13 protein-coding genes are annotated in these 16,665 nt (G+C 60.7%); 1 reads left to right on the forward strand and 12 read right to left on the reverse strand.

Annotated features, from left to right (window positions below; all coding sequences use genetic code 11):
• Nucleotides 1-18: 18 nt before the first annotated feature.
• The 7 genes from gatA to rmuC form a co-directional block, all read right to left on the reverse strand.
• Nucleotides 19-1,572, reverse strand: coding sequence for an Asp-tRNA(Asn)/Glu-tRNA(Gln) amidotransferase subunit GatA (gene gatA, locus DKK74_RS07595; protein ID WP_110413491.1), 1,554 nt, complete (start codon nucleotides 1,570-1,572; stop codon nucleotides 19-21).
• 4 nt (nucleotides 1,573-1,576) lie between these two features.
• Nucleotides 1,577-1,873, reverse strand: coding sequence for an Asp-tRNA(Asn)/Glu-tRNA(Gln) amidotransferase subunit GatC (gene gatC, locus DKK74_RS07600; RefSeq protein ID WP_015022515.1), 297 nt, complete (start codon nucleotides 1,871-1,873; stop codon nucleotides 1,577-1,579).
• 43 nt (nucleotides 1,874-1,916) lie between these two features.
• On the reverse strand, nucleotides 1,917-2,906 hold the full coding sequence (locus tag DKK74_RS07605) for an ABC transporter permease (protein WP_110413492.1): 990 nt from the start codon (nucleotides 2,904-2,906) through the stop codon (nucleotides 1,917-1,919).
• Nucleotides 2,903-3,850, reverse strand: coding sequence for an ATP-binding cassette domain-containing protein (locus DKK74_RS07610; RefSeq protein WP_110413493.1), 948 nt, complete (start codon nucleotides 3,848-3,850; stop codon nucleotides 2,903-2,905). The genes DKK74_RS07605 and DKK74_RS07610 overlap by 4 nt, the downstream gene beginning before the upstream one ends.
• Entirely contained in the window at nucleotides 3,847-4,551 is a 705-nt protein-coding gene (locus DKK74_RS07615; RefSeq protein WP_110413494.1) for a TrmH family RNA methyltransferase, read from the reverse strand. Before DKK74_RS07615 ends, DKK74_RS07610 begins: the two co-directional genes overlap by 4 nt.
• Entirely contained in the window at nucleotides 4,548-5,144 is a 597-nt protein-coding gene (locus tag DKK74_RS07620; RefSeq protein WP_110413682.1) for an orotate phosphoribosyltransferase, read from the reverse strand. The genes DKK74_RS07615 and DKK74_RS07620 overlap by 4 nt, the downstream gene beginning before the upstream one ends.
• A 118-nt stretch (nucleotides 5,145-5,262) precedes the next feature.
• Nucleotides 5,263-6,615: a DNA recombination protein RmuC gene (rmuC, locus tag DKK74_RS07625; RefSeq protein WP_110413495.1), complete on the reverse strand. Its 1,353-nt coding sequence runs from the start codon at nucleotides 6,613-6,615 to the stop codon at nucleotides 5,263-5,265.
• 176 nt (nucleotides 6,616-6,791) lie between these two features.
• On the opposite strand from rmuC, the gene DKK74_RS07630 reads away from it, so the two are divergent.
• Complete coding sequence (locus DKK74_RS07630) at nucleotides 6,792-8,867, forward strand: cation-translocating P-type ATPase (RefSeq protein ID WP_181414960.1); 2,076 nt, start codon at nucleotides 6,792-6,794, stop codon at nucleotides 8,865-8,867.
• A gap of 75 nt (nucleotides 8,868-8,942) precedes the next feature.
• Here DKK74_RS07630 and clpB read toward each other — a convergent pair whose 3' ends face one another.
• The 5 genes from clpB to DKK74_RS07655 form a co-directional block, all read right to left on the reverse strand.
• Nucleotides 8,943-11,714 (reverse strand): ATP-dependent chaperone ClpB, encoded by a 2,772-nt coding sequence (gene clpB / locus DKK74_RS07635; RefSeq protein ID WP_110413497.1) that lies wholly within the window; start codon nucleotides 11,712-11,714, stop codon nucleotides 8,943-8,945.
• A gap of 159 nt (nucleotides 11,715-11,873) precedes the next feature.
• Nucleotides 11,874-12,689 carry a fumarylacetoacetate hydrolase family protein gene (locus DKK74_RS07640; RefSeq protein WP_110413498.1) on the reverse strand — a complete coding sequence of 272 codons (816 nt, stop codon included), beginning with the start codon at nucleotides 12,687-12,689 and terminating at the stop codon, nucleotides 11,874-11,876.
• A gap of 67 nt (nucleotides 12,690-12,756) precedes the next feature.
• The gene (locus DKK74_RS07645) at nucleotides 12,757-13,575 is read right to left on the reverse strand and encodes a YggS family pyridoxal phosphate-dependent enzyme (RefSeq protein ID WP_110413499.1); all 819 of its coding nucleotides are present in this window, start codon (nucleotides 13,573-13,575) and stop codon (nucleotides 12,757-12,759) included.
• Between the two features lie 246 nt (nucleotides 13,576-13,821).
• Nucleotides 13,822-14,865, reverse strand: a complete 1,044-nt coding sequence (gluQRS, locus tag DKK74_RS07650; RefSeq protein ID WP_258334492.1) for a tRNA glutamyl-Q(34) synthetase GluQRS — start codon at nucleotides 14,863-14,865, stop codon at nucleotides 13,822-13,824.
• A 70-nt stretch (nucleotides 14,866-14,935) separates the two neighbouring features.
• Nucleotides 14,936-16,282: a metal-dependent hydrolase family protein gene (locus DKK74_RS07655; RefSeq protein ID WP_110413500.1), complete on the reverse strand. Its 1,347-nt coding sequence runs from the start codon at nucleotides 16,280-16,282 to the stop codon at nucleotides 14,936-14,938.
• Nucleotides 16,283-16,665: the final 383 nt, after the last annotated feature.

Raw genomic sequence — 16,665 nt, forward strand, 5'->3', positions numbered from 1 at the left:
TCCGTTTCCTTCCGATGCCTACTTGTTCGATCCCTGGGCCAGGCCATCCAGCCAAGGAGTGGACAACTTCTGGGAGATGGGTCCGCCCCATTGCTCCTCCAAGGCCGCCTCAAGAGCTGCAGCAGGCCGGTACATGACCTCGTCGCGCATCTGGGGGGCAAAGAACTGGAAGCCGGCAGGCAGCCCGTCGTCGCTGAGCCCGGCGGGAATCGACATGGCCGGAGTACCAGCCAGGTTGGCCGGAATAGTAGCAACATCGTTCAGGTACATGGCCAGCGGATCGTCCATCTTCTCGCCGAAACGGAAGGCCGTAGTCGGCGAAGTGGGCGATACCAGGACATCGACCTGCTCGAAGGCCTTCTCAAAGTCGCGGATGACCAGGGTGCGGACCTTCTGAGCGGAGCCGTACCAGGCATCGTAGTAACCGGCGGAGAGGGCATAGATACCCAGGATGATCCTGCGCTTGACCTCGTCGCCAAACCCGGCCTCGCGTGTGGCGGCCATCATGTTGGCTGCCGTCTGGGGGACGCCATCGGGAGGCATGACCCGCAGGCCGTAGCGCATGCCGTCGTAACGGGCCAGGTTGGAGGAGACCTCAGAGGGCATGATGATGTAGTAAGCAGCCAGCGCGTATGGGATGTGCGGGCAGGAGACCTGAACCACCTCGGCGCCCATGGATTCCAGCAGCGAGACAGCCTCGTTGAAACGTGCTTCGACACCGGGCTGGTAGCCCTCGCCGCCCAGCTCCTTGACCAGACCCACCTTGAGTCCCTTCAGATCGCGCTTCTGGCCCTGACGAGCAGCCTGTGCCAGAGGGGGAACCGGCTTGGGAATGGATGTGGAGTCTCGGCGGTCATAGCCGCCAATGACCTCCTGCAGCAGGGCCGCGTCCAGCACTGACCTGGAGACCGGACCAATCTGATCCAGGGAGGAGGCCATGGCTATGGCCCCGAACCTGGAAACACCGCCATAGGTGGGTTTGACGCCCACGGTGCCGGTCAAGGATCCGGGTTGCCGAATGGACCCACCAGTGTCAGTGCCCAGGGCCAGCGGAGCCTCAAAGGCGCCGACAGCCGAGGCCGAACCGCCGCCTGAACCGCCCGGGACCCGCTCGGTATCCCAGGGGTTGTGTGTGGGTTTGAAGGCCGAGTGCTCAGTGGAAGACCCCTGAGCGAACTCATCCAGGTTGGTCTTGCCCAGAATGGGCATGCCTGCGGCCTTGAGCTTCTTGATAACGGTGGCATCGTAAGGCGGCACCCAGCCCTCGAGGATCTTGGAGGCAGCCGTGGTGGGAATGCCCTTGGTGACGATCATGTCCTTGATGGCAATGGGAACGCCGGCCAGTTCCGGCAGCCCTTCGGCGCCTTCATGGGCCAGGCGCTTATCGAAAGCGTCAGCCTGCTCCAGGGCCTGATCAGCGCTGACCTGCAGAAATGCATCAATGCTGGGCTCGGCGGCTTCGATCACATCCAGATGAGCCTGAACCAGCTCGCGGCTGGAGACCTGCCCCGACCGCAGCTGTGCGGCCATGTCGGAGGCGGATTGCTTGACCAATTCTTCCTGTGCGCTCATCGTCTCACTCCTCACCCAGAATGCGCGGGGCCACGAACATACCGGACTCAGTTACCGGCGCCCCCGAAAGGGCAGCCTCCTGGGTCAGCGGCTCTTCAGCCTCATCGGGACGCAGATAGGCCTCCAGGGGAATGGGGTTGGCAGTGGGGGGCACATCATCGCCGGCCACCTCCTGGACCTTGGTGATGGAATCGGCGATCACGTTGAGTTCGCCCTTGAGGCGGTCGGCCTCCTGATCGGTCAAGGCAATACGGGCCAGATCGCCCAAGTGCTTGATCTCTTCACGTGTAAAAGTTGGCATACCACTTATCATATGGGTGCTCTATGACACGCAGAAGACAGGGTCAACCGATGTCTGCGCGCCGGAAGACCAGGGTTCCTAGAGCACAGCATAGGGCTGTCCATACCATCATGATCAGGCCGGCCTGCCACCAGGTAGGCCACCATCCGCGACCTGCCTCTGATGCCCGGCCCAAGTCCGAGAGGAAGGTACCTAGCAGACTGGTTGGAGTCAGCCTGAAGGGAATCTGCAGCCATCCAGCATGAGGGCTCAAACTCCGCAGGAAGCCCAGAATCAATGGCAGGATCAAGGTCAGTCCAAGAAACAGACCAATCCCGCCTGCCTTGGATCGGCTCAAGGCTCCCAGCCCCAGCCCCATCAAAGCGAAGAGGACCAGCATGAGCGGGCCACCCAGCAGATCAATCAGGGCCAGCCCGGACTTGGAGGCGGGCAAGATGCCGGATCTGACTGATAGAAGCGGGGTCGCCAGTATCCAGCTGAGCAGCAAGCCCACCTGTGCCGCCAACCAAGTCAGCAAGGCCAGAACAAAGCCCTTGGCCATAAGGACCATGCCCCGACGAGGATTGGCAGTCAGCGTGCTCTCAATGGTGGCGCCGGAAAACTCACGCGTAAGGACCAAAACCCCAAGAATGCCCACCACGATCATGGCCGGAAACAGGCCACCTGCAACGGCCGACCAGAAAACGTCACTGGAGGCAGGCAGGAGGTTGATCAAGAAGTGATTGGTCTGTTGCCCATGGCCAACCAAAACCCGGAGTGCACAAGCTATCAGGCCAGTGCTCAAAGGCTGCAAGAGCATGACGCTCAGCAGCAGGACCCAGGTCGATCGCAGGGAGAACATCTTGCGCAGCTCCCCTCGGACCGCTCCGGAAAGGGTCAACTGACCTGATGGACGACGCAAACCCAGGAAGGACAACCCCGAGGTCCGACGCAGCCGGGTAAAGGCAGAGCCATGCCGTGGAGTTCCGTAATTAGGTCCTGTGGGTACCTCTCCCCGACTCCGACGGGCCCGACTACCGTTGTCGGCACTCATGGTCGTGCCTCTGAATCACTTTTCCGTGCATCCCCTCTTCCGTGGATGATGTCCTTGTAGGCCTGTTCCAGGGAAACCTCCTCCTGCTGGAAGTCGTAGAGAACCACACCCTCCTGGGCCAGAATCGAGGCTGTGGAAGCCAAGGGCGCACCCTGAATGCGGAAGCGGGCGGCATCTGGCGGACAATTCTCGTCTGGCGGCAGACGAGTGATGCTGATTCCGGCAGCCGTGCCCAGGGCGGCCTTTAATTGGCTGGGCTGCGGCGTCACCGCATAGATGGAGTCACGGGAGTGCTCGCCAATGAACCGGGCCACGGTCGTTCTCTCCAGAATCCGTCCTTTGGCGATGATAACCAGATCATCAGCGATTTCAGCCAATTCGTTTATCTTGCGGAAGCTTAGGAGGACTGCCTTTCCCTGTGAGGCAAGGCTGCGCCAGATGTCCCTCACTCGCTCGACTTCCTCCGGATCTAGTCCTTCAAGGGGATCGTCCAGAACCATGTTGTGTGGGTCGCCCAGAAGGGCTGCGGCCAGGGACAGCCGCTGACTCATCCCTAAAGAAAAAGAACCCGTCGACCTATTGGCGACCGACTGCAGGCCGACCATCTCCAGTACCTGGTTCACCCGACGCTGATCGATGCCATTGACTGCGGCCAGGGCCAGCAGGTGGTCCTTGGCCTTGCATGCAGGATGGGCATTGCGTGGATTCAGTACTGCTCCCGCTGTCCGCATGGGCGATGAGAGCCGGACGAAAGGCTGGCCGTCGAACAGGGCTCTGCCTGCATCAGGACGAACCAGCCCTAGAGCGATGCGCAGTGTGGTCGACTTGCCAGCGCCTTTAGGCCCCACAAACCCGGTCACCCGACCGTCTCTGGCCGTAAAGGAAACACGGTCCAGTGCTTTGCGGGAGCCGAAGCGCTTGGTCAGTGAGTCAATGACAATCATGGACTCGCCACCTCCGCATGCTGGCAGATCCAGGAGTGCATGGCCACGGCAGCTGCAGCCCCCGCGTTAATGGAGCGCACCGATCCAAACTGGGAGATGTAGACCACATCGTCGGCCAACTCCAAGGCCTTCTCGGAGAGCCCCGGCCCCTCGGCGCCGAACATGAGCAGGCAGTGACGAGGGAAGCTATAGGTCTCCACGGGAACGGCCCCAGGGACGTTGTCGATGGCAATCATGCGGGGCATGGACTCCCCCTGCCCGGCTGCCTCTTCTTGCAGGGTGGTCGCCATGGTTGCTATGTCGGGGTCGTGGACCACGTGCTGGTAGAGCTCGGTCATCAGGGAGCCCTTGCGGTTCCATTTGTGAGGACCGACTATATGGACGCGGCGGGCGGCAAAGGCGTTGGCGGTTCTGACCATGGAGCCGATATTGAAGTCGTGGGTCCAGTTCTCCACAGCCACCTCAAAATCATGACGGCCCCGGCGATCCAAGTCGTCCCGAATAGCCTCGACCTTCCAGTAGCGGTACTGGTCCAGGACGTTGCGGCGGTCCCCCTGATCCAGCAGTTCACGGTCATAGCGCGGGTCTATCGGAAGGGGCTGCTCAGGATACTCTTCCTGCCAGGGACCAACCCCCACTTGCCGGAAGACCGGCTCATCTGAGGCCATGGCCGCTCGGGTCACTGGATCAGGCTCCCTCATGATCGCTCCGGCGAACTGTCGGCAGTGTCGGCGAACTGATCCTCCTGGTAGGCGCAGATGAAGGGCAGCTGCTGCCGCGACCCGTCCACCGGATCGACCACCTGAATGCTGCCGTCTGTCCGGCCACCCACCAGCGAAGCGATAGCCAACGTCTTCGCGCCCTGGCGCTGGATGATCCCACAGTCAAGATTGAGCTCGTTATCCTTGCCTAAGGTAACCAGGGATGAAGTCTGCACATAGGATTTCCGGCCCAGCCAGGCATCCAGCAGGATGACCCGCCTGCCTTCGATGGATGGGCCCTTGATGGAGGGATATACGAAGTCCATGACGAAGGCGTCCAGATCCTGCCCGCGCGAGGCTGCGGCATGAAGCATGGCATCAGCCAGTGGCACAGCAGCGGCGGTCAGGGCCCCGACCGCATCGAAGTCGTCGACTGAATAGCCTGCATCTTCCAGGGTGTCCAGAAGAACGTGCCCGGCAAGTTCGGCCCCGCGGTGGTGGAAGGTGACCCCGCTCAGCTCGGTGAAGGGACGCCCGCCGATCTCCTGGGCCAGGAGTTCGCGCAGCTGATCGACCGGCTCAGGCAGGTCCATGTCGGATTTGCGCCCGACCAGATCAGGCGACCCAGTGGGCCTGAAGGATGAACCCTCTTGTCTCTTCGATGCCTCGTTCATGCTTATCAGACTAGCGCCGGAGGCCCCTAAGCGGCACTCACTGCCCTTGGTCGGGCAAAACTTCCGGCGCGGTCAGCTCCCTGATATTGCCCTTGTCTGAATCGATCATGTCGACCGAATCGATGACCTTGGAAGGGTCCATCTGCTGCAGCTTTCGGGCGGTAACCAGAACCCGCGATTCCAAAGAGGATGCGAACTTGTTGTAAGCGGTCACTGTGGCAGTGATGGAACGGCCCAGTTTGTTGGCCCGGTCGCCCAGGACCACAAAGCGGTCATAGAGCTCGTGTGTCAACGTAAATAGGGTGCGGGCGTCCTCGGACAGGTTCTGCTGCTGCCAGGCATAGGCCACCGACTTGAGCACAGCCCAGAGGGTCACCGGCGAAGTCAGAGCCACCTTTTGGGCAAAGGCATCATCCATCAGGGTGGGGTCCACCTCCAGAGCAGCCTGCAGAAGGGAGTCGTTGGGGATGAAGGCTACCACGAAGTCCGGGGCCGTTTCAAAGGCGTTCCAGTACTCCTTGTCGGCCAGGGCCTTGACGTGCTCGCGCAGGGCACGGGCATGCGCCTTGAGCAGCTCGTCCCGGCGGCGCAGCTCGTCATCCGAAGCGGTGTCGGGGATCTCGCAGGCCCGCTGGTAGTCGGAATAGGGTGCCTTGGCGTCAATGGGAATGGTCTTGCCGCCGGGCAGATGGACCACCATGTCTGGACGCAGAACGCGGCCATCCGAGGCAGTGACCACAACCTGAGTGTCGAAGTCCACATGCTCCAAGAGCCCAGCGGACTCGACGATATTCCTGAGCTGAGCCTCTCCCCAAGCGCCGCGCACCTTGTTGTTGCGCAGTGCCGAAGCCAAGGAACTGGTCTCCTTGTCCAGCCGCCCCTGCTGCTCACCCAGACTCTTCAGCTGCTGCCCCAGGGACCCCATCTCCTGCTTGCGACCTTCCTCGATTTGGGCCACCTTATGCTGGAGGGCATCCAGATTCTTCTGCACGGGAGCCAGAGCCGAGAGCACCTTGCTCTCCTCCTCCATGCTCTGAGCCTGCCTGCGCCGCTTCTCCTCTTCCTGAGCCTGTGTACGGCGGCGCTCCTGCTCGATTCTGATTTGCTCGGCCTGCTGGGCCTGGGCCAGCTGGGACTTGACAAAGGAGAGCTCGCGGTTCAGGCCGTCCACCTTGGTCCGCGCCTCCACCAGAGCCGCCTCGGATCCATGAAGCCTGTCCTGGACCTGGTCCAGCTGCGAACGCAGCTCATCCACCTGGCCGTCAGACCCCGTGCCGACGGCCCTACGGCCCTGGGCACGACCCAGCACATATCCGGCCAATCCCCCCAGGACCATACCGATCAGCAGGAGAAGCACAACCATGACCACCGATGACATAGAATCGAACATATGTTCTAGTAAACCTCCAAGACTGGACCCGAAAGTGAGATCGGCACGGCAGATTGTCGGCGATAATTCGAGAATTCGTTTTTTCCGCAAGGAATCGGCCTTAAGACCGGTGCTGGGCCGCAATGACGGGCAGAATAGAAAATATTGAGGGGTTGGAGCAAGACCGAAGGAGATCCGTGGGTATCGATATCTTCCTGGCAATAGCCGATCTGGTCGTGGCCTGTGCGGTCACCTGGCTGATCATCTGGTACTTCCTTATGCCGTCGGCTCATGTCAGTGACCAAGATGCAGGCTCAGACTCCCTGGCCAACCACCCCTGGCGCGATCCCGAGGATTGGGGCAAATGGGGGGCCGATCTGGACTCCCGCAGCCACCGTCTGCTCAGGCCTACCATCATTAGCGCCCTGCTGACTGCACCCGTCCTCGCTCTTGATCTATTCGATCGTTTCGCCCCCGATCTGATTCCCTCCTGGCTGACCAGCCCTTGGGTCCAGGCTATTCTGATAACCCCAGTCATCTTCTATTGCGGTCGTGGAATACTCATGGACGGGTGGAAGTCCATGACCGAGCACCGTTGCAGCCCCGATCTTTTGGCCATGCTGGCCACAAGTCTGGCCTACCTGTACAGCCTGGCTACCTGCCTGGCCGGGTCCCTGCTACCGGAGGGCTCCCGATCCCCATACTTCGACCTGATCGGCGTAGTTATCACCCTCCTGTTGCTGGCCCGGGTCATCGGCACCAGAATGGAAGCCTCCCTGGTGGCCTCTTTGAACCATCTAACAGAAATCCGACCAGCCTCAGGCCTGGTGGCCGATCCCGAACATCCGCAGACAGTTCCCGCCCGGATCCTTGCACGTGACCGGATCCGCTCAGGAGATTTGCTCCTGGTACGCACAGGAGAGCGCCCAGCCGCCGACGGGATTGTGGAGTCAGGATCGGCTCTGGTGGACGACAGCGAGCTGACCGGCGGCGACCGACCTCGGCCTTGCGGGCCCGGCGACCGGATCCTGGCCTCCAGCAAGATTCTGGAGGGTCGACTGTCCATCCGCGTGGATGCCGCCGGCGACAACACCTATGCAGCCAGGCTGGTGAAGATCATCCCCCAGGCCCTGGTCGAACGCTCCCCTGACATGCGTAGGATGGATCGCATCGTCAACATAGCCATCGCCCTGATCATGATCCTGGCTGTCTGGACCTTCATGCTCTGGCTCATGCTGGGACCGCAACCCCACCTGGCCCACGCTGTAGGCAATGCCGTCTGTGTGCTGACCATTACCTGTCCCGCCGTCGCAGCCATGACCATACCCATGGCCTTCCGAACCAGCTTGGAGACGGGCCTGGCCCACGGTCTGCTTTTCACTTCGCCACGAGCCATGAACCACCTGGGCCGGGTGCGCACGCTGATTCTGGACGACTCCTCTCTGCTGGGTCCCGACGACTCGGAGAGCCAGGGTGTCCACGCGGAATCCCTGACTCGCACTGCCACCCATCTACGCGCCTTGCGAGTGAGCAGCCTGATCCTGGATGGAAGCCGCCAGCCGGACGACAGGATCGAGCGGGCAGCCCGTCAGGCGGGCGTGGATATGCTGATCACCCGGCTGACCCCCGAGCGCAAGCGCGAGTGCATGGATCGGCTCAATCACGACCTGACCCGGAGCAGCAGAGGCGTTCCAGCGGATCGGACTGGTCAAGACACCGCTTCCGCCGAGAAGCAGGGTCGAACCAGCCTGGTGGCTCTGGCAGCTGGGACCACGGCGGATCCCAAGCTGGCAGCCAGGGCTCAGGTGAGCATCACTTTGGGTCCAAAACTTCAGGCTGACACAGACGATGCCGCGGACGACATCGACCTGCCACATCCGGATCTGATCCTGCACCAAGGCGACCTGGACGGGACAGGCAGGGCCATCGAACTGAGCCGGGCCACCACCCGGGTCATCAAGCAGAACCTGACCTGGTCCACTGTCTACAACGTCATCGCTCTGGTCATTGCCACCGGAATCTGCCAACCCTTCTTGGGCTGGATGCTCAACCCCATGATTGCAGCAGTAACAGGGGCCTTATCCACCATCCTGGCCATGCTCAACGTCCGTCGTCTGCACCGGCTGCGGCACCTGCGCCGTCGCTGGCTGCACCTCGCCCTGATCGACACAGACCAGCTTCCTACTGTAGCGGCACGACGCCCCCAAGTCATCGTCGACAGCCAGTGGGAGTCCATGCAAGAGGGCAAGGATCCGACGGCCGCTATGGACTGAATCTACAGAGCACAGTACGTGGTACAAAAAGGGTCGGCACTCGGGGATTATCCCGGGTACCGACCTTAATTGATCTCAGCGAGACTGGGCCTGACCCTGATCGTCGCCACGAGCGGCATGACGGCCACGACCGCCATCGCCGGCATCAGCCTCGGCATCGCCATCAGCCGTCACATCGTTGACCGTGACCGAATCATCGACCAGATTCTCAGTGGGCCAAGCGGTCAGCTCCAGGTGGTCGCCGCCGGTCTGGTCCACCAGGACCGTGTCGCCGTCGTGAACCTTGCCAGCCAGCAGCATCCTGGCCAGCTGATCGCCCACCTCGGTCTGGACCAGCCGACGCAAGGGCCGAGCACCGAAGGCCGGGTCATATCCCATGTTGGCCAGCCATTCCCTAGCGGAGTCGGTGACATCAAGGGTGATGCGCCGGTCGGTCAGCCGCTGGGCCACCTGCTTGACCTGGATGTCCACAATGGAACCCAGCTCGTCGCGGGTCAGCGGGTGGAAGATGACCAGATCGTCCAGCCGGTTGATGAACTCAGGCTTGAAGTTGGCATGCACCGCATCCATAACGGCCTTACGCTTGCCATCCTCGTCCAGGTCGTCCCGGACCAGGAACTGCGAGCCCAGGTTGGAGGTCATGATCAGAATGGTGTTCTTGAAGTCCACCGTCCTGCCCTGGCCATCGGTCAGCCGACCGTCATCCAGAACCTGCAGCAGCAGGTCGAAGACCTCAGGGTTGGCCTTCTCGACTTCGTCGAAGAGGACCACCGAGTAGGGCCGCCTACGGACGGCTTCGGTCAGCTGGCCACCCTCCTCATAGCCCACGTAGCCGGGAGCAGCGCCGATCAGCCGGGAGACCGAGGCCTTCTCCATGTACTCTGACATGTCGATGCGGACCATGGCCTTCTCGTCGTCGAAGAGGAAGTCAGCCAAAGCCTTGGCCAGCTCCGTCTTGCCCACGCCGGTGGGGCCCAGGAACATGAAGGATCCTGTAGGCCGATCGGGATCGGCGATGCCGGCACGCGAGCGCCGGACCGCGTCGGATACCGCATGGATGGCCTCCTGCTGGCCGACCACCCGCTTGCCCAGGTAGTCCTCCATATGCAGGAGCTTCTCGTTCTCGCCCTCCATGAGCCGTCCCACAGGGATACCGGTCCAGTCCGAAACGATCTCCGCTACAGAATCCGCATCAACATGGTCAGGAACCATGGGCTCCTGGGCCGGTCCCCCGGCGATGTCAGCCCCATCGGGACCAACGTCATTGGAGGCGTTCTTGGCCTGCTCGGCCGCGTTCTCCGCCTGGGCCAGCTGCTTGCGAATGCCGGGGATCTCCCCGTAGAGGATGCGGGAAGCCTTCTCCAGGTCGCCCTCGCGGGTGGCCTTGTCAGCCTCGACCCGCTTGGCATCCAGCTGGGCACGCAGATCGCCGACCTTGTTGTGGCCGGCCTTCTCGTTCTCCCAACGAGCCTTGAGGCCACCCAGCTTCTCGCGAGAGTCCGCCAGCTCGGCCTGCAGCTTGCTCAGACGGTCCTTGGAGGCTGGGTCATCGGCCTTCTTCAGCTGCATCTCCTCCATCTCCAGACGGGTGACGCGACGTTGAAGCTCGTCGATTTCCTCAGGCTGGGAATCCAGCTCCATCCTCAGGTGGGCAGCGGCCTCGTCAACCAGGTCGATGGCCTTGTCTGGCAGCTGACGACCCGAGATATACCGGTTGGACAACGTAGCTGCCGCCACCAGGGCATCATCCCCGATGGTCACCTTGTGGTGAGCCTCGTAACGCTGCTTGAGACCACGCAGGATGGCCACGGTATCCTCCACGGAGGGCTCGCCCACGAAGACCTGCTGGAAGCGGCGCTCCAGAGCCGGGTCCTTCTCGATGTTCTCACGGTACTCGTCCAGGGTGGTGGCGCCAATCAGGCGCAGTTCTCCCCTGGCCAGCATGGGCTTGAGCATGTTGCCTGCATCCATGGATCCCTCTGCGGCACCAGCACCGACAATGGTATGAATCTCATCAATGAAGGTGATGACCTGACCGTTGGCGCTCTTGATCTCGTTGAGAACAGCCTTGAGTCGTTCCTCGAATTCGCCACGGTACTTGCTGCCAGCCACCATGGAGCTCAGATCCAGGGAGATCAGCCTCTTGCCCTGCAGGGTGGTGGGCACATCGCCGGCTACGATGCGTTCGGCCAGGCCTTCGACCACAGCTGTCTTACCCACGCCAGGCTCGCCGATAAGGACAGGGTTGTTCTTGGTCCGCCGAGACAGGATCTGCATGACACGACGAATCTCCTGATCCCTGCCGATGACCGGGTCCAGCTTGCCCTCCTTGGCCTGGGCGGTCAGATCGGTGGAGTACTTTTCCAAGGCCTTGTAAGTGCCCTCGGCATCCGGGCTGGTCACCTTGGCACCGCCGCGCACCTGGGGCACGGCCTTACGCAGGGTATCTGCCTGCAGACCGTTTCGGTTCAGAATATCGGCAGCCTGCGAAGGACCCTGGGCGATGGCGATAAGCAAATGCTCGGTGGACACGTATTCGTCCCCCATGGCCTGCATTTCCTTCTCTGCCTGAGCCAAGGCCATGCTGAGCTGACGGCTGGCATCGGGCTGCGATGCCGTGGATCCGCTGGCCGACGGCAGAGCCACCAGGGCCTGACGGACCTCGGCTCCGACCCGTTGGCTGTCACCACCAGCGGCTTGAATCAGCCCAGGCACCACGCCGGACTGCTGACGCAGCAGTGAGTCCAACAGATGGAGCACATCCACCTGAGGGTTGCCGGCCGCCGAGGCCGACTGAATAGCATCGCCGATGGCCTGCTGAGCCATGGTGGTGAAGTTTTCGTTCATAGAGCATCCTCCAACATTCTTCGACAGAGCCAGCCGAATCACTCGGACCGACCCGTCACGGGTTCATCTGTCTTCTACAACAGCGAAAGGAGGACTCCTATTCCCAAACTTGAGCCTAAACGACTCAAGTTTTTATATTGCTTGTTTTACCGCTATTCGCTACTCGTCGATGACTACATTGCGCAGGTAGCCGATCCCCTCAACCTGAACCGTGGCCTCGTCTCGGTTTTCCAGGGAACCTGTGGCGTGCGGCGTGCCGGTCATGATGACATCGCCGGGCAGCAGGGTGGCGAAGCTGGAGATGAAGGCGATCTGCTCAGGAATGGAGTGGATCAGGTTAGCGGTGGTGCCACTGGCCTCAGGCACCTCTTCCCCGTTGAGTTTGAAGGAAATCTTCGCGTCACGATAGTCCAGGTCGGTCTCGATCCAAGGCCCGAGGGGGCAGGCGGTGTCAAAGCCCTTGCAACGGGTCCACATGGGATCGTTCTTCTGCAGATCGCGCAGGGTTACGTCATTGACACAGGTGTAGCCCAGCACATAGTCCATGGCCTCGTTGACGCTCACCTTCCGAGCCATCCTGCCTATGATGACGGCAACCTCCGGCTCGTAGTTCATGTCCTTGCTGTAAGAGGGCTTGACGATGGGATCGTCAGGGCCGATGACCGAGGTGGAGGGCTTCATGAAGAGCATGAGATTCTCTGGAGGCTCCGGATCCGAGGACTGGCCATGCTCGGCCATGTAAGCGGAATGGGCGCGGTAGTTCTTGGCTGCTCCATAGATCTTGGAGGGGATGACCGGGGCCAGCAGCCGCACATCCTCGTCGTCCAATGGGTAACGCTGACCGGTGGGTTCGACCTGCTGGCCGGTCAGTGGGTAGCCGCTCAGCTCGACCAGGTAGTCCTTGCCGTCCTGCTTGTCAGTTTGGACGAAGGCGTATCGTGGGGTGTCCTTGTAGGAAAAACGCGCGATTCTCATAGGGCACAGTCTAGCCCCAGCCCGATCCTCTTAACAGAATCGGGTTCCAAAAACAGACAGTGGCTGATTAGATAAAAGCCCGCGGTCCGAAGATGGCTGTGCCTACACGGACCTCGGTCGACCCCTCAGCCACGGCATACTCCATGTCTCCGGTCATTCCCATGGACAGCATGGTGCAGGTGTCAGTGCCCGGCTCCCCCGAATCCCTGATGCGGTCGCGCAGACTACGCAGGTGGGCGAATCCACTTCTGATGACCGCCTCGTCGTCCACATGTGCACCAACAGTCATCAGACCCTTAAGCCTTATACCCTCCATACCAGCCAGCTCATAGGCCAAATCCAGAGCTTGATCGGGGGCACATCCCGACTTGGCCTGCTCGCCAGACTCGTTGACCTCCAGGAGTATGCCCACAGTTCTGCCCGCAGCCAGTGCCCGCGTGGCCAGCTTTCGAGCCAGCGAAGGCCCGTCGACTGACTCGACCGTGTCGACATATGGCAGGATCTTATTGATCTTGTTGGATTGGAGCTGCCCAATAAGGTGAAAGCCCACCCTGGCGCTTGATGAATCACTGTTTGCAGTGTCGGTGCCGAGGGACAATCCCCCGTCCCGACAGAGCTTCAGCAATCCCTGGGCCTTAGCAGTGACTTCCTGAGGACGATTCTCGCCGATCCGACGCACCCCGGCATCGATGGCTGCCATGATCTCACCCACATCGCGGGTCTTGGTGGCCGCCAGCAGAGTTACCGAGCCCTCTTTTCGACCGGCGGAGTCCTCCGCTTTGGCGATCCTTTCAGCCACACGCTTGACCCCATCTGCGATCTGCCCAGCTCGTTCCCTGCTGATCTGCCGATTGCCCAGATCCTTGTGGTCCATATAGGCGACCATGATCCGCTACCTCCTTACTTAAAATCCGGAAGCCTTGACTGAGGCCATGGTAGCCAGTGGCTCATACCGGAATTCGCTCCGATCCCGGGCCCAGATGACAATACTGACGAACCAGGATCAATGAGTCACGCTGCGCGGTCACGAATATTGCTATTCAGCAGTCGCTAAACAGTAATTCCCTCAAGTCTGAAAGTCGGCAGGTAAACATATGCCGCAAATGATCGACATGGCTCAGGACCGGAGAACTCAAAGATTCGGCTTTGCGCCGGAAACGTTCAGCTTGCTCAGATCCAGCTTTCTGTCCTTGTGCTCAGCAGCCAACATGTTCCACGTGAAACCATCCAGCAACTCCTGCACACTCACGGGTCTGGGCCGATCCAAGAGTCCCAGGAGCCATCCACAGACCCCAAGCACCTGCTTGGCCGTCCAGCCGTCTCCTCTGAGCGATCCCAAGTCCGGCGATCCGAAACGCTTGGACATTCTTCTGCCGTCCACGCCATCGATCAGAGGCAGATGCGCATACTGAACACGAGGAGCCTGCGGCTGAAGATGATTCCGGATCCACATCTGAATGGCCGTGGACCTTAGCAGGTCCCTTCCTCGCACAATCTGATTGACACCCATGGCCAGGTCGTCCACCGTCACCGCCAGCTGGTAGGAAACCAAGCCGTCCGAGCGTTGAACAACCACATCACCGACCTGCCTAGGCAAATTGAAAGACTGCGGGCCAAAGATCAAATCGTCGAAGCGACAGATGGCATCCGACTCGTCGGGCTGGTCAGGGACTGCAATCCGAAGGCTGTGTCTCTGCCCCCGGGCCAGCCTTTCATCGACTATCCGATGGGAAAGTCCTCGGCAGGTGCCCGGGTAGACAATGAACCCGTCGCCTTCATTCGGCGCCGATGCCGCGCGGATGTCAGCACGGGAGCAGAAGCAGGGGTAGACCAGAGGCTGCCCGCCGATCAATTGCTGCGATTCCAGCAATTTCAATGCCTGACTGTAAGCATCAGCGCGCTGGGACTGGTAGACCACCTCGCCATCCCAATCCAATCCCAACCATGCCAGGTCGTCCATGATCCAGCGACCGGCATCCTTGACCACACGCGGCGTATCTATGTCTTCGATGCGAAGCCGCAGAACCCCGCCGGACCCTTGCGACCTGACACCTAGCCAGGCCGCCAGACATGCATAGACATTGCCAAGGTGCATTCGCCCAGTCGGCGAAGGCGCCAACCTTCCTACGACCTTGGCCTGACCGGCCTGGTCCATTCTCGGTTCTCCCTTGTGCATACCGACATGCTTGCATACCATCAGGCAGCCAAAAACTACACGCCCCTGAATGGTCGCGCAAAGCAAATGATCAGAAGCTGTCGAGCAGGCGATCGATCTCCTCGAAGTGCTTCACCTCAGGCCGCCAGACTGGCTTGCCACGAACGATGACCAGCTTGGGATCAGCCAGAGTCCGCACATTCTTGGCAGGGTCCTCGTCAAGGACAATCAGATCCGCATCCTTGCCCGTGTCGACCGAACCAGTGACATTATCAAAGCCCAGGTTTCGGGCATTGACCTGAGTGGCAGCGTGGAAGGCCTGAGCCGGGGTGAAGCCAGCGTACCGCACCAGATAATCCAGCTCGCGCCAAGTGCCATACTGGGGCACAAAGGTCATGCCAGTGTCGGTGCCAACGCCGACGGCAATGCCGTTCTCGTGAGCCTGCTTAGCACTCTTGACCATGCCGTCGACTACCAGCTCGGAGTTGCCACGAACTATGTCGCTGATCCCGAGCTCCTGCTGGCTGATCTTGACCAGTGGCAGGCCAGCGGACAGAGTGGGATCCAAGGCAGAGAAACCACGAAGCGAGCGCGGATTGTCAAGGAAGAGACCGATCATCTCGTTATCCAGAGCGCTGCCATGCTCGATAGTATCCACACCTGCCTTGAGAGCGGCCTTGACCCCCTCGGGGCTCTGGGCGTGTGCCGCGACCAACACACCAAACTCATGGGCCTCATCGCAGACGGCGGCCATCTCCTCCTCGGTCATCTGCGGGCTGCCGGCCTCGCCAAGCTTGGTAGCATCGGTGACACCGCCGGTCGCGGCCACCTTGATGGCATTGACCCCATGATCCAGGTTCTCCCTGGTCCGACGCCTGGCCTCTTCTGGAGAGGAGCAGGACAGGGCGATGAAGGGATCGCCATGCCCTCCGGGAATCGCCAGGAGGGGGCCGGCAGCCAGCATGCGCGGGCCGGTCAGCTCGTCGGCATCAATCTTGTCGCGCAGGCGAACCGCCTCATAGCCCACATCACCCAGGGTACGAATGGTTGTTACTCCCGAGTTCAACAGCGTGGAAACGTTGCCCTTGATCTTGGCATCCATAAGGACTTTGCCGGCAGGACTGTGCACTATCTTCAAACCGGCATCGACCACACGCGGCGACAGGTCCGTACCGCCGGACAGAGGCTTACCGTCAGCAAAGAGATGGGTATGGGCATTGATGAGTCCAGGCGCCACAAACTTGCCCGTAGCGTTGATCCGGTGATATCCGGAAGGCACGTAGGCCAGAGGGGTCGGGCAGACCTGCTCGATCCGGCCATCCGCGGACACCAGAACAGACATATCCTTCTGAACCGTGCCTTTTTCATCACCGGTCGCGATACTGGCATGCTCGAGCACAAACGGCTCGCGCTCTTTCCTGCCTTGAAGACGCCCCATGGTCGTACCTGCCTTCCCATCTCCGATGCACTCATTGCGAGGAACCGGGCATATATGTTCAATACTATCCACTGCAGGACGAACCATTCAAGCTTGACATACAAGCAGGGACCCAAAGTCAACATCCCCGAACATTGGCACCGAGGGGCATCCAACAAGCAGCGATGATTCGAGAACTTCGCCAGAGACCACCCCCATCTGCCTGAACAGGAAGGCATCATCTCGACTCAGGCACGCTGTCGGTGACAACCCGACTTAAGAGTTTAAAAGAGTGTGACTAGTTATGCCGAATTCCGCCCGCGACTTGAAGACATCGAGATAAGTTGAATCTATGAAAAAATAGCCTTGCAATAGACGACGACCTAACTTCAACCAAGCCAGTA

Origin of the sequence: Bifidobacterium asteroides (assembly GCF_003202755.1) — a bacterium.
Lineage (GTDB): Bacteria > Actinomycetota > Actinomycetes > Actinomycetales > Bifidobacteriaceae > Bombiscardovia > Bombiscardovia asteroides_F.